This is a genomic window from Neochlamydia sp. AcF65, from assembly GCF_018342435.1.
GTDB lineage: Bacteria > Chlamydiota > Chlamydiia > Chlamydiales > Parachlamydiaceae > Neochlamydia.
On the sequence record NZ_JAEMUE010000063.1, the window covers coordinates 57,969 to 72,471 of the forward strand.

At 39.6% G+C, this 14,503-nt stretch carries 10 protein-coding genes; 5 read left to right on the forward strand and 5 right to left on the reverse strand.

Translation table 11 applies throughout. The features are described from left to right. Nucleotides 1–8 precede the first annotated feature (8 nt). Nucleotides 9–986: an alpha-ketoacid dehydrogenase subunit beta gene (locus tag NEOC65_RS07695; protein ID WP_166154921.1), complete on the reverse strand. Its 978-nt coding sequence runs from the start codon at nt 984–986 to the stop codon at nt 9–11. A gap of 28 nt (nt 987–1,014) precedes the next feature. Continuing rightward, nucleotides 1,015–2,091 carry a thiamine pyrophosphate-dependent dehydrogenase E1 component subunit alpha gene (locus NEOC65_RS07700; protein ID WP_166154919.1) on the reverse strand — a complete coding sequence of 359 codons (1,077 nt, stop codon included), beginning with the start codon at nt 2,089–2,091 and terminating at the stop codon, nt 1,015–1,017. Between the two features lie 443 nt (nt 2,092–2,534). Here NEOC65_RS07700 and NEOC65_RS07705 point away from each other — a divergent pair, with 443 nt between their 5' ends. Beyond that, entirely contained in the window at nt 2,535–2,957 is a 423-nt protein-coding gene (locus NEOC65_RS07705; RefSeq protein WP_213151997.1) for an acyl-CoA thioesterase, read from the forward strand. 220 nt (nt 2,958–3,177) lie between these two features. Here NEOC65_RS07705 and NEOC65_RS07710 read toward each other — a convergent pair whose 3' ends face one another. Further along, nucleotides 3,178–5,214, reverse strand: coding sequence for a DUF4116 domain-containing protein (locus NEOC65_RS07710; RefSeq protein ID WP_213156177.1), 2,037 nt, complete (start codon nt 5,212–5,214; stop codon nt 3,178–3,180). 1,082 nt (nt 5,215–6,296) lie between these two features. Between NEOC65_RS07710 and NEOC65_RS07715 the strand changes: the two genes are divergently transcribed. Further along, the gene (locus NEOC65_RS07715) at nt 6,297–6,977 is read left to right on the forward strand and encodes a hypothetical protein (protein WP_166154913.1); all 681 of its coding nucleotides are present in this window, start codon (nt 6,297–6,299) and stop codon (nt 6,975–6,977) included. A gap of 63 nt (nt 6,978–7,040) precedes the next feature. Here the strand turns inward: NEOC65_RS07715 and mnmA are convergent, their stop codons facing one another. Together mnmA and NEOC65_RS07725 are read right to left on the reverse strand one after the other, a co-directional pair. Next, a complete protein-coding gene (gene mnmA / locus NEOC65_RS07720) occupies nt 7,041–8,174 on the reverse strand; it encodes a tRNA 2-thiouridine(34) synthase MnmA (protein WP_213156178.1) in 1,134 nt (377 codons plus the stop codon). A 45-nt stretch (nt 8,175–8,219) separates the two neighbouring features. Continuing rightward, on the reverse strand, nt 8,220–9,476 hold the full coding sequence (locus tag NEOC65_RS07725) for a dicarboxylate/amino acid:cation symporter (RefSeq protein ID WP_213156179.1): 1,257 nt from the start codon (nt 9,474–9,476) through the stop codon (nt 8,220–8,222). Between the two features lie 1,018 nt (nt 9,477–10,494). Between NEOC65_RS07725 and NEOC65_RS07730 the strand changes: the two genes are divergently transcribed. The 3 genes from NEOC65_RS07730 to NEOC65_RS07740 are packed head-to-tail and all read left to right on the forward strand — an operon-like array spanning nt 10,495 to nt 14,501. After that, a complete protein-coding gene (locus tag NEOC65_RS07730; RefSeq protein ID WP_213156180.1) occupies nt 10,495–11,571 on the forward strand; it encodes a M48 family metallopeptidase in 1,077 nt (358 codons plus the stop codon). 43 nt (nt 11,572–11,614) lie between these two features. Continuing rightward, complete coding sequence (locus NEOC65_RS07735) at nt 11,615–13,072, forward strand: dipeptidase (protein WP_249299119.1); 1,458 nt, start codon at nt 11,615–11,617, stop codon at nt 13,070–13,072. A 10-nt stretch (nt 13,073–13,082) separates the two neighbouring features. Further along, nucleotides 13,083–14,501 (forward strand): Do family serine endopeptidase, encoded by a 1,419-nt coding sequence (locus tag NEOC65_RS07740; protein WP_213156181.1) that lies wholly within the window; start codon nt 13,083–13,085, stop codon nt 14,499–14,501. Nucleotides 14,502–14,503 lie beyond the last annotated feature (2 nt).

Consider the following 14,503-nt stretch of genomic DNA (forward strand, 5'->3'; position numbering starts at 1 on the left):
GTCTTCCGTTAGTAATTAAGGGTTTCTAAAATTGCCTTCTTAACGCGAGGAGTATCGGGCAAATATTCTTTCTCTAAAGTATGAGGAAAAGGTGTGTCTAAGCCGCAGCAACGTTTAACAGGTGCTTGAAGTTTTAGCAAGCAATGTTCATGAATCAATGCCGAAATCTCGGCACCAAAACCTTGAGTTAAAGGCGCTTCATGGCAAACAACACAGCGACCTGTCTTATTGACTGATGCGACTAAGGTATGGATATCTAAAGGATTTAAAGTACGTAGGTTTATAACTTCTACATCAATATTTTCTTGCTGGGCCAACTCCTCTGCCGCCTGCTTATTTTGATGATGCTGGGCTCCCCAGCCAATCAAGGTTATGTCCCTACCGGCACGTTCCACATGGGCTTGGCCAAAAGGAATTAAATATTCTTCTTCAGGTACTTCTTGCTTTAAAGAGCGGTAAATCCTTTTGGGTTCTAATAACAGGACAGGATCATTGGAACGAATAGCAGAGGCAAGCAATCCTTTAGCATCATAAGGAGAAGAAATTACTGCTACCACCAGGCCGGGAATATGAAGGAAGAAAGCCTCTGGCGATTGAGAATGATAATGTCCTCCATGAATCCCTCCCCCATAGGGAGTGCGTATAACCATCGCGCTGCTGTACTGGTTGCCGGTGCGATAACGCATCTTAGCCATCTCGTTAACAATCTGGTCAAAAGCTGGGTAGATATAATCGGCAAATTGAATTTCACAGATAGGCTTAAGGCCTTTTTGTGCAATGCCTATACCAAAACCTACGATGCCAGCTTCTGCCAAAGGAGTATCAAAGCAACGCTCTTCCCCAAATTTTTCTTGCAAGCCAGTGGTTACGCGAAAGACCCCTCCGAAGGCTCCTACATCCTCACCAAAAGTTAGTAAACGTGCGTCACGTGTAAACTCTTGATGAAGAGTGTGATTTAAAGATTGAATAATGTTCATGATAGCCATGTTAACCTACTAAACAAATATGGGGGTTTTATGCATGATAAAGCGATTGGATGTCTTCATACTGAGCTGCAAGGCTAGCTGGCACTTCAAAATATACATCTTCTATAAGAGAATCTAAAGCAGGCCTACCGGTCTCTTTGGCCACCTGAATGGCTTCTGTAATTTCTTTATTAATAGAATCTAAATAACTTTTCTCTCGTTGCACATCCCATAAACCTTGCTTTTCCAAAAAATTCTTTAAGCGAGTGATGGGACAAGCTAATTGCTTCTCTAAAACTTCTTTCTCTTGACGATAGACTGAAGGGTCATCCGAAGTAGAATGGGCTCCTAACCGATAGGTCATGGCTTCAATGAAAACTGGACCTTGCCCTTCTATGCATGCCTGCCTAGCTTGAGACACCGCTTCATAAATAGCAAAAAAATCGTTACCATCAACCCGATAAGTGGTTATATTTCTTCCTATCACTTGGGGGGCCACTCCATCGCTAATAAACTGACATGCGGCTGGTGTAGAAATGGCATATCCATTATTTCGACAAAAGAAAATCGCAGGAGCTTTTCTTACTGCCGCAAAGTTCAAGCCTACATGAAAGTCTCCTTCGGAAGTGGCTCCTTCACCAAAATAAGCTACCGCAACTGTATTTTCTTTTTGAATTTTCATGGCATAAGCACAGCCAGCAGCATGAGGAATTTGCGTACCAATAGGGGAAGATACTTGTACAACATTTAAAGCGCGAGATCCAAAATGATTAGGCATTTGCCTTCCCAAAATAAGATCTTCTTTGTTACAAAACATTTGGTGAATATATTGCTGTGGAGTAAACCCTCGCCAAAACATAATACCACTTTCCCTATATTGAGGATAAAGCCAATCTTCAAATGAAAGAGCAGCAGCACTTGCAACAGAGCAGGCCTCCTCGCCAAAAGAGCTTAAAGCAAAGGAAATCATTCCTTGACGTTGAAGGGTTATCATTCTTTCATCTAAGCGGCGTGTTAAAACCATTGTTTGATAAGCTTTAACTAACACCCCCTCCGCAATATCTACTTTACAATTCGAAGAAAGTTCGCCCTGGACATTTAAATAGGTACGCGTTGGAATGGCCATTTTTATTTATTCCCCCATTAAGCTTATTAAGACGAGCTAAATTCTCCATAATTTTAAATGGCTAATAAACTCAGTCAAGCATTTTAACATAAAAAAATTTATGAAGCTGCTTATTTTTTCTTCGATTTTGACCCATTACTGTCCGCATTAAGAAGATCTGCTTTGCAAGCAGTTAAGGGATATATAAAGCTTTAGAGGGGATTTTATAAAGCGTTTGCAGCGCCAAAAACACTCCCAAATAGCTATTTTTTCTATTTGCAGAGTTTTTTGATTTGCATTTGCTACTTAGTATTAAAGGCTTAACTAGCCGGCATGGGTGGCCGCTTATCATTTTACATCTTTTGCCTTTCAATAGTTTATGCAAGATGTTATGAAGAATGGACTTAATGACTACTTAGCAAATAATCATCTAAAAATTTATAGGAAAACCTTAAGGACCTAACATGTTTATCAGTTATAACAAAGTAAGAATGCATGACACGGATATGGCAGGTATCCTTTATTTCGCTAAGCAATTTCGCTTTGTACATGACGCCCTAGAAGATCTAATGGACCAGGAAGGAATCACTTTAGATCACCTTTTCCACCATTCCTCCTTTGCCTTCGTAGTCGTACATGCCGAAGCAGACTATCTAAAACCAGTTAAAGTAGGAGATGCATTAGAGGTGCATGTTGAAGTGGTTCATCTAGGGACAACCTCTTTTTCTTTTGCTTACAAAATTTTCAAAAAAGCAGGTCATGTGCTGATCGGCAAAGCTAAAACTGTACACGTTTGCCTAGATACTCAGACCCGCTCAAAAATACCACTTCCCGACGAACTAAAGAATATATTAAAAAAATATCAGCCTATCCAGCAAAAAATTTAGCTTTTCTCCTATAAAAAGTTGTATGAGTGCCTTAATAATGGGCCTAATTTCTACCCCCTCCTTATTTTGGAAGAAACAAAAGTAAAAAGTTCTTTGGCTTATCTCCTAGCTTATACGCTTAAAAAAACTTAGCCTACATATTCAAAAGCTTTCTCACTAGTTAAACAGAGGGCTTTTATAAAGTATGGGGCTGCATAATAAGTAATTCAAAAGCGCATGACTATAAACTTATTTGTTTTTGCCTAACTATAAGCCTTAAATCTTTTTGAAGTTTGTGGCTAGCATGCTTAAGTGCCCGGCTGTTTTGCAGGACGGCAGCAAGGGCAATTCCCTCGTGGTTCTGCAGCTCTTCGCTAGCATACTTAAGTGCCCGGCCATATTGCTTAACAGCCGCAAAAATGATTTCCTTGTCGTTCTGCAGCTCTTCGCTAGCATATCGAAGTGCCCGACCGTATTGCTTAACAGCCGCAAGGACGAATTCCCTGTCGCGCCACAACTCTTTGCTAGCATACTCAAGCGCCAAGTAGTCTTTCTTAGCAGCCACAAGGACAATCTCTTTGCCTTTCCGCAGCTCTTGGCTAGCATGTCGGAGCGCCAAGCCATTTTGCTGAACGGCAGCAAGGACAATTTCCTCGTCGTTCTGCAGCTCTTGGCTAGCATAGCAAAGGGCCCAACCATGTTGCTGAACAGCAGCAAGGACTATTTCCTTGTCGCTCCACACCTCTGCGCTAGCATACTGAAGCGTTAAACCATCTTGCTGAACGGCAGCAAGGACAATTTCCTTGTTATTCTGCAGCTCTTCGCTAGCATACTGAAGGGCCAAGCCATTTTGCTGAACAGCCGTAAGAACGATTTCTTTGTCGTTCCGTAGCTCTTCGCTAGCATATTCAAGCGTGCAACCGCATTGCTTAATAGCGGCAAGAACGATTTCCCTGTCGTTTTGAAGTGCTAGGCTACTATACTGAAGCACCCAGCCGTATTTCTGAACAGCAGCAAGAATGATTTCCTTGTCGTTCCGCCGCTCTTCGCTAGCATACTTAAGCGCCCAGCCGTATTTCTGGACAGCAGCAAGAACGATTTCTTTGTCGTTCTGCAGCTCTTCGTTAACATGCCGAAGCGCCAAGCCGTTTTGCTGAACAGCCATAAGAGCGATTTCCGTGTGGTTCCGTAGCTCTTTGCTAGCATACTTAAGTGCCAGCCCGTTTTGCTTGACAGCCGCAAGAACGATTTCCTCGTGGTTCTGCAGCTCTTCGCTAGCATGCCGAAGAGCCAAACCGTTTTGCTTAACGGCCGCAAGAACGATTCCCTTATTATTCCGCAGTGCCACACTAACATACCGAAGTGCCAAACCGTTTTGCTTAACGGCCGCAAGAACGATTTCCTTATTATTCCGCAGTGCCACACTAACGTACCGAAGTGCCAAACCGTTTTGTTGAACAGCCGTAAGGACGATTCCCTTGTGATTCCGCAGTTTTTCATTAGCATACTGGAGCGCCAAACCGTTTTGCTGAACAGCCGTAAGAACGATTCCCTCGTGATTCCGCAGTTCTTCACTAGCATACTGAAGCGCCAAACCATCTTCCTTAACAGCCGCAAGAGCGATTCCCTTGTGATTCCGCAGTTTTTCACTAGCATACTGAAGCGCCAAGCCGTTTTGCTGGACAGCCGCAAAGACGATTCCCTCGTGATTCCGCTGCTCTTCGCTAGCATACTGAAGAGCCAAACCATCTTCCTTAACAGCCGCAAGAGCGATTCCTTTGTCGTTCCGTAGCTCTCTGCTAGCATACTTAAGCGCCAGCCCACATTTTTGAACAGCCGCAAGAACAACTTGCTTATCATTTCGAAGCTTTAAACTAGCATACTTAAGGGCTAAGCCATCATACTGAATAGCGATAAGAACGGCTTCCTTATCATTTTTAAACCTGCAGATAGCCTCTTTAAAAGCCTTCTTATCATTCTTCTGAATTGCAGTATGCAGGGCGTCTCTATCATTCTCTTTGCAAGGATGGGTAAAATCCCAAATTCCAACGAGTATATTCCCTAACACGGGAATCAACAAAATTATACAGCGCTTAAAAGTCTTCTGTTTAAGGTAAGTACAGTAAAGGCTTTTAGATATATTTTCTTCTTCCTTTAAAGGTAAGACAACTACTTTTTGAAAGATATCGACTAAATTAACCACCGTGCTGGCGATAGGGATGTAATCAGCCTTATGATTAATAGATAAGCACGCTCTGGATAGAGAATTTATTGCCATGGTATCCTTGTAATTTATTCTTTTATAAAAAGCATGCTTCCTTCAAAAAAGCTATTCACAAGCATGCTTTCTTAATCGATTGATCTAAAAACCTATCGAACAAATAAAGGCCGTTTAAGAACTGGACCTTTAATTACCTGATTAATTTAGTTATATTAATTTATACGCATAAAGAAAAATCATAACACGTATTATTATTTTTTATCTATAACAATACTTCATATTTTTATTTTACTAATCATTATTGCCTCGTCAAGTGTCATGCTGATAGTAAAGTATCTAAGGTTTATTAATTAAGAAAGGGGTAATCGACCTGGGGCAATTAAATTCTATTCGCGAACAACTTAATGAATGGATGAATATTTTTAAAGCCAACTTAGGAAGATCAGATTTAGAAAGGGAGAATGTAAATTTCCATCGGGCAGCTAGACTAAAAAAATGAAAATCCAAATACCTTTGCTAGCCAAGATAAAAGACTCACTAAAAATTAAGAGTTTTAGACTAGAGAGTCGCCTTCAAGATAGGGTTTTATAGCAATCAAAAGAAGCAAACAAGCTTTTTAACTAGAATAAAGGTGCTTGGGCACCCTATTTACGTAGCTGCAAACCGTCTAAAAATGAACTTTTAATCGTTGCTAATCATAAAAATCTACAAAAAACCATGAGCACTTACAAAATTAGATGGGAAACAGAAACTTTATTTACTACTTTAGCAACGTTAGATTTTTGCTTAGAAGACACCCCTTTAACTCATCCTCTGGCAGAATTAAGAAGCTTATCTTTGCCTTAACCCTTATCTTCTGAATGAAGCAAGATTAAAACTGAATAGCAGATGCCTAGGCAAAATTAGAAGATTTTAATCATTTAAAAGGACTACTTACAGTCTCTATTTAAGCCTCCTAAGCAGGTATTCAATTTCCCTTGTGTGAAATAAATACTTAAGGATGCTAAGCATGCGAAAAAGACGCCCGGGGCAACTTTAAAGAATAAAAATCCCGACTGCTAGAAAGTGAAAGCACATTTAAGTCTAGAAACTTTTTGTCTTTTATGTTAAAAGTTTACTATTTTTAATAGGATGTATTGATGAAAAATTTATTCTTACTTTTAAGCTTTTTCTTATCTATAGTCACCTTCCCTTGTTTACAAGGAGATTGCCGAGGCAAGATCGATGTAGCCCCCACTTTCGTCCATTTAGATATTGTAAACTTTGGAAAAACTGTTAAAACCATGGACCTGCCCGCTATAAAAATAGACGCTAATGCTCTTGTCTATAAAGGGTTATGTATTAGACCTGGCTTTATGTACGGATCTAATCGCGGCACCTTGTTAACCACAGGTTGCGGCTTAGGCTTTACCATTCCTACTAAAAGGTGGTGTTTTACTCCTGCGGTTGGTGCTAATTACACTCAGCTTAAGACTAAAATTCCCTTAAAAATCTCGGATTTTAAATTAATAGCTAAAGAAAAATTCCGCTCTTGGTCACCTTATATCTCTATCGAAGTTTTTTATAGAATTGCAAAAGGCTGCCGAGCAGGCCTAATGGTGCAATATGCCTGGAGTCGCAGCCATACGACCATTAAAAGCATTGGCACAGATAAAAGTAAGAGCAATGCGAAAGGTCCTAGCTATGCACTACTGATTGAAAAAGACCTGCATGAACAATGGTCTCTTAATCTAGGTTTTGCTTACAACATTAGCTTAACTCGTGAGAAACATGGCCTTAGGGGCTATGGCATGAAAGCGGGCTTAGCCTACTGGTTTTAGAAGATAGGTCTAATAGATTTGCTTACGTCGAAAAGTCAGGCGAAAATAATTAGCTCACCCGGCTTATAAAGAAACATGCTTAGGTAAGGCTTTATTCTGATGGTAATAGGATATGCCTGCCGACTGAATGATTGCTCCTCCTAAGCATTTATTACCTTCATAGAATACAATTGACTGCCGAGGGGTGACGGCACGTTGAGGAACATCAAAAACAACCTTTAACTGCTTGTCTGTTTCTGTCATAATGGTACAGGCTTGATCTGTCTGCCGATAGCGCACCTTAGCTCTGCAAGCCAAGGGCAAAGTTGGCCTTCCATGAGGAGAGACCCAGCTGGCTTCGCAAGCGATTAATTCATCACAAAAAAGGGCCGGGTGATGAGCTCCACGCTCAATATAAACTACATTTCGCTCTAGATCCTTACCGACAACAAACCAGGGTTCTCCTTGTCCTCCAATTCCCATTCCCCTACGTTGACCTATGGTATAATAGGCCACCCCATCATGTGTACCTATGACTTGCCCTTCAAGGGTTTCGAAGTTTCCAGGTCTGTAAGCGATATATTGACTTAAAAATTGTTTAAAATTGCGCTCACCAATAAAGCAAATACCCGTACTATCTTTTTTAGCAGAAGTAGCTAAACAATGCTCCCGCGCAATTTTTCGAACCTCTGGCTTGTGAAGGTTGCCCACAGGAAAAAGAATTTTAGAAAGCACATGAGATTTGATGGTATATAAGAAGTAGCTTTGATCTTTACCAGGATCTATCCCTTTTGCCAGAATGCTTTCCTCATCATGGCTAAAAGATTGGCAATAATGTCCGGTAGCTAGATAATCAGCACCTAATGTCAATGCCTTTTCAAACATGGTTTTAAACTTGATCTCGCGATTACATAAGATATCTGGGTTGGGTGTATGCCCCTGCCTAAACTCCTCTAAAAATTGATTGAAAACATTTTCTTTGTATTCTTTGACAAAATTAACCGCATAATAAGGGATGCCTATTTGCTCACAAACACGTACAACATCCTCATATTCATAAGAAGCTTTACAAGTTCCATGCTCATCGGTTTCTTCCCAATTTTTCATAAACATTCCAATTACATGATACCCTTGCTGCTTTAATAGCAAAGCCGCTACAGACGAGTCCACGCCACCAGACATTCCTACAACAACAGTTTTTTGCTTATTTGGTATCATCACAACCTTATCTTATTAATTTCTATGCTTTGTCGAGAATAGAGGCTAAAGTATTTTTTTTTCAGAACGAGCAACTAGCACGGCGCAGCAAGAGGTCCCAAAAACATTAACTACTGCTCTACACATATCTAAGAGGCGCTCTACTGCTAATACTAAGCCAATAGCATCTACAGGCAATCCTATAGTATGTAAGACCAAGATAGCTCCTACAAGGCAAGCTGAGGGTATTCCTGCCATGCCTATAGAAGAGAAAATAATTAAAAGAAAAATAGTCGCAATCGAGCCGAGGCTCCAAGCCAAGCTATAAACCTGGGCAATAAAGAAAACGGTCACACAAATAAATAAGGCTGAAGCTGTAAGATTTAATGAGGTGCCTAACGGCACGGTAAAGCTGCAAATCCTATACGGCACATGGGCACGCTTTTCTAAGCATTCTAAGGTTAAAGGCAAGGTAGCTGCAGAAGAACTAGTAGAAAAAGCCGTTAACAAAGCAGGAGCCATGGCGCGCACATGAGCAAGAGGGCTAACTTTAGCTACAAATTTTAATAATAGCGGCAAAACAATCCCCGCATAAATAAATAAAGCAATAAAAAATGTTAAAGTGAACCAGGCTACCGAGCGAAAAGCCTCTATTCCTGTAGTAGCTACTACTTTAGCTACAAGACCAAAAACACCGATCGGCAAAGCACGCATGACCAAATGAGTAATTTTCATCATCACCTGAAAGATAGCATTCCAAAAGCCCAATATAATTTGACTGGGGTAGGGCTCTATACTAGAGGCAAAATATCCAAATAATAGACTAAAAAAGATGAGTCCTAACATCTGCCCTTGAGACGCAGCAGCTAAAATATTAGAAGGTACAAGCTTCAAAAGGAGCTGTTCAATTTTTTGAAAACTTCCACCTTGCCCTTGAGCATGAAGTTCTACTAATTTGCTTGCTTGAGGATGGCTACTCTTTAACTCTTCTAATGGCTGACCTATGCCTGGCTTGATGAGCATAACGCAAGTCAATCCTACCCCTACAGCTAGCACCATAGTTAAAATGAAATAACTAAAAGTTTTATAGCCTAAAGTCCCTAATACCCCTTCACTTCCCATGCGAGCAGCCCCTACAATGATTGAGGAGGATACTAAAGGTACGACTACTAAGGTGAGAGCATTCAGAAATAGTTGACCTATTAAGTTGTACAGCTGGACAAAAGGCACTCCCCCCAGCGCTTTATCTGCTCCTGACCAAAAGCCAGCACCTACAGCTAAAAAAATGGAGGCAAAAACTTTAATCAAAACTTTATTTTTCATATAATTGCCCCAGTATAATAAGAAAATTATAAAGAAAAATTTCTTTTTTCAAAATGAAATAATATAAAGGCCGACTGAATTCAAAACTTTAGAGTAAACCATACTTGGTCAAAAATAAAAGTCTTGGTCAAAAATAAAAGTTTTATACTCATGCACAAAGATATCCATTCTCCGCAAGCAAATTAGAAGATTGCGTTATTCTCTTTAAGAAAAATATGAAGATAGGCCTAAACTTATAATAAAAGAGAAGAAAAAGGCTTTTCTCTCCTTCTTAAGAATAGAGTGGCTAGCTTAATTTGAAAAAAAATCTTTTTATTAACCCATCTTTTTCCTTTTAAGCCATCTTGCTTGCCTTTATGCTTTCTAGTTTAAAGAAATAATCATCCCCTTCTATAAATTTATAATAGGGCTTTTATAAAAAAGTAAGTTAAATTCCTTAAGTTAGATGTTTTTTAAGTTCTATCAAAGAGCTTAAATAGTTAAATCAAGAAATAGAGTTTCTTGATTGCTACATAGCTATAAGGATGGTAAGCTTACTCTGGCTATAGATAGTTAAAAAGTTTTAACCATCAAGCTAGGCATGTAAGTAGAGAAAAAAAGAACTTGTATTGAATAATTTGCGAAGACAACTGCTAAACCTTTTTCAGAAATTTTCTTAATTTTTCGTTCTCTCTTATTAAGAAGAGAGTAGCATCAAAAAAGTAAGGTTGATTAATTGTGGAAGGGGCTCTTATAATTCATTCGTATGTTTACCCATGTTTTTTTCTTAATTTTAGCTCTCCTACTAATGAATAGTTTACCAGAAACTTCAGCGCCAGCAATTAAATCTGTCTGGGATGCTTTTGGCATATCCCTGCTTCTTTATATAGGACTATGCAGTACCTTCTTTTTCCAATATCCTCTTTTAAAGAAGTTGTTTAAAAGAAAACCGAACTTTATTCTCTTCATTATAAATATAGAATTGTTAGCCTACCTTAGCGTTTATCAATATATCTTAGATGCTGGCCGCCTGTTTCATATGATTCCCTTTATGCAAAACATGCATTTTCTTAACGTTCTGTGGGAACTTGGCCTATATTTAGGAGGGCTAGGGCTTTTTCATGCTCTTTCATTTGTGAAGTTTTATTCTTACAATATCTCCGAGACACGTTTTTATTACGCTCAACGGCAGCTAAAGCTATTGGTTCCCTTTTTCCTTCCCTTCGTTATCATTACCTTAGCGTTAGATATTTTTAGCGCGCTACTAGGCCCGCAGGTTTCTACAAAAACTCTTGAATGGATGTCTGCCTCTTTCAGTGTCCTCATAGCTATCTTGCTATTCATTTTCCTTCCCTATTTCCTTCAAAAAATTTGGAAATGCAACCCCTTACCAGCAGGAGCGCTAAATGATCGCTTAGCAATAGTTTGTCAAAAAGCGGAATTTAAACATGCAGGCATGAGAACATGGACAGTAATGCACGATCAACTGACCGCGGGTATTATGGGAATCATATCTCCTTTCCGCTATGTTATGTTCACAGAGCGACTTTTAAAAGAACTTTCAACAGAAAGCATTGAAGCCATCCTAGCCCATGAAATCGGCCATAATACTCATCGCCATTTATTGTTTTATCCCTTTATTTTAAGTGGTCTCCTTCCACTTACCGGTATATTTTTTTATTTTTTCTCCGCCCCATTGTCCTACTTTCTAGGGCAAGAAAAGGCTTGGCCTCTTTCTGCCGCAGGAAATTTTTTCAACCTGCTCAAGTTTTTTTCTTTTTATGCTCTTATTATCTTAGGCTATTTTCGCGGTGTGTTTGGCTTCTTCTCTAGGCTTTTTGAAAGACAAGCAGACTTACATGTCTTTAAAGTCGGTTTACCTTTAGAGTCTATGATTAATGCTTTAGAAGCTGTAGCCTATGCTAATGGAGGATATGCCACTCCCAACTGGCATCATTACAGTATCAAAGAAAGGGTAGAGTTTTTGAAGTCTTGCCTACTAAGCCCGCTGTTAATCGAGCAGCATCATCGTAAAGTAAAAAAAGCTCTTTTAATCTATGTTGCCCTTTTCCTCACGGCTTTAATCTTCCTGCTTTATCTCACGATTAACTTATAGAACCGTTCATTAAGCCGTAATTTATACGCTTTGGGAACTTTTATTGAGAGAAAAACATGCGCAATGGTATAGATCTTTCTTAAGTTTCATTCAACATTTATCAAGAGGTCAATTGATGCAAAACTCTTTCCCTTCCCTGCATGTTTTGCAGGACTATTATAAAAAGCAGGAAAAAATTGCTTTGGAAGAATATTTTGCTTTTTTACGTTTTCAAAGTATTAGCTCAGAGATAGGCTATACCTCTCAGATGGAAGCCTGCGCCCAATGGGTGATGAGCTATCTTAAAAATATAGGTTTTGAGGCTGAAATTTGGCCTACTAAAGGACATCCTGTCATATTTGCCTCTTACATGAAGGCCGGCCCTTCCCAGCCTACCTTATTAATTTACAATCATTATGATGTTCAACCTATTGATCCCCTAGAGGCATGGCACACATCCCCTTTTGAGCCTACTATTCGCCACGGAGAAGTCTATGCGCGTGGAGCTCAAGATAATAAAGGCCAATGTTTTTACACACTTTTTGCCATCAAAGCTCTTATGAATATTGATGGAAAATTGCCAATTAATGTTAAATTTTGCATCGAAGGAGAAGAAGAATGTGGCAGCTTGGGGCTTTCAGGACTATTGGCATATAAAAAGAAAGAACTTCAAGCAGACTATCTTGCCATTGTGGACTTAGGACTTCGCCATCCTACAGCTCCTGCGGTTACCTTAGGAGTTAGAGGAATTGTGACCATGGATGTGGAAGTTAAAGGTGCTAAGACCGATCTACATTCAGGTTCATATGGAGGAATAGCTTATAATCCCCTGCATGCGCTTGTAGATATTTTAGCGCAGCTAAGAGACCCCGCAGGTCGTATAAGAATTCCTGACTTTTACAAAGATGTGCAGGAGCTTAGCCCAGAGGAAAAAGAAAGAATTACTTTTGATTTTGACGAACAAGACTATTTCTTTACTTTTGGAGCTAAGCCTACCGGAGGAGAAAAAAACTATACACCCTTAGAAAGAAGCTGGCTTAGACCGACAATAGAAATTAACGGAATCTCAGGAGGATATGCAGGAGAAGGCTTTAAAACTGTCATTCCTTCTCAAGCTATAGCTAAGCTATCGTGTCGGTTAGTCCCGCACCAATCTCCCGAGGAAACTGCTAAAAAAATTGCTAATTTTATTGAACAAAAAGCTCCGGAAGGCGTGGAAGTGAAAGTTCATATCCATGCAGGCGGAGGCAAGGCAGTAAGAATAGAGCCTTCATCTAAATGTGTACAAGCTTTCGCTAAAGCTTATGAGGAGGTGTATAAGACTTCATGTGCTTTTACATACTCGGGAGGATCCATACCGATCATCCAGCAGCTTTCTGAAGCCAGCCAAAGCGAGGTTGTTCTCATGGGATTGGGCTTGCCTGATGATCAAATTCATGCTCCTAACGAGCATTTTGGAATCGATCGATTAGAAAAAGGTTATTTAATTATTGCACGAACTCTTGAATTTTTAGCCAATTAGGAAGGTAATTATGCATCTAATTAAACATGGTTTATTGACCCTGGTATGTTTTTCCTTAATTTTTAGCCAGAGGTCTCTTTTAAGTTCTAAAGAAATCAGTTCAAATGTTCTTTTACAAGATTTTACGCAAATTGCTGACCAAGCAATTCCTGCTGTCGTTTCTATTCAAGTTAAAACAAAAAGTTTTTTCCCCCCCAGCAGCAATTTCTTTAATGATGAGTTTTTTCAACCTTTTCAGCCTTTTTTTGGCGCTCCTCTTTATCCTGAGCCCTTACCTGAACTAGAAATTAATCAAGGCTCCGGCTTTATTGTCTCCCCTGATGGCTATATTATTACCAATAGCCATGTTGTCAATAAAGCTACTGAAATAGAGGTCATTCTTAATGATAAAAGAAGCTTTACGGCTATTATTATTGGACAAGATCCTAGCACCGATGTGGCAGTATTAAAAATTGATGCCCAAGATTTACCCTACCTTAAGCTAGCCAACTCGGATGAGATTAAAGTAGGCCAATGGGCTGTGGCTATTGGTGCCCCTTTAGGTTTAGAGGCTAGTTTAACTGTGGGCGTGGTAAGCGCTAAAGGTCGGAATAACCTCGATATTGCTCAAATTGAAGATTTTATTCAAATAGATGCTGCTGTTAATCGTGGTAATTCTGGAGGTCCTCTTTTGAATCTAAAGAGTGAGGTGATTGGCATGAATACAGCTATTATCTCAAGAAATGGTAGTGGCCATATGGGTATTGGCTTTGCAATCCCTAGCAACATCATTAAAAATGATTTTGAACAAATTTTAGAAAGTGGAACCATCTCCAATGGCTTTATAGGGGTGGCTTTGCAAATAGTCGACAAAGATCTTGCCAAAGCGTTAGGCTTAGAAAAACCTCAAGGAGCTCTTGTAGCAGAGGTAAGTAAAGATTCACCGGCAGAAAAAGCTGGTATTAAACAAGGTGATGTCATTCTCCAATATAATGATCGTTCATTTAACACTATTGGAGAGCTAAGGAATGCGATTGGCTTAATGAAGCCAGGCAGCAAATTAACTCTTACCCTTCAGCGTAAAGATATACCACCTTTTACCCTCACTCTAGAAGTTGGCAGGATGCCTAGCTTAGGAGAAAAAACTTCTAGCTTAACGCAAAAAGAAAACAAATTAGGTATTGAAGTGCAAGAACTTACACCTGAGCTTTCCCGCTCTTTAGGATATGGTGATCAAAAAGGTGTGGTGATCTCAAAGATTTTACCTAATAGCGCTGCGGCATGGACAGGCCTAAAAAAAGGAACCTTAATCTTAAGCCTTGATCAACAGCCTGTTAGCAGTCTGGATCAGTTTAACAAGCTCTTGGATACCCACGATAGCAATAAACCAGTCCTTCTGCTGGTTAAGCAAGGAAATACAACTCGTTTTATTTCTTTATGGGTAAAATAAGG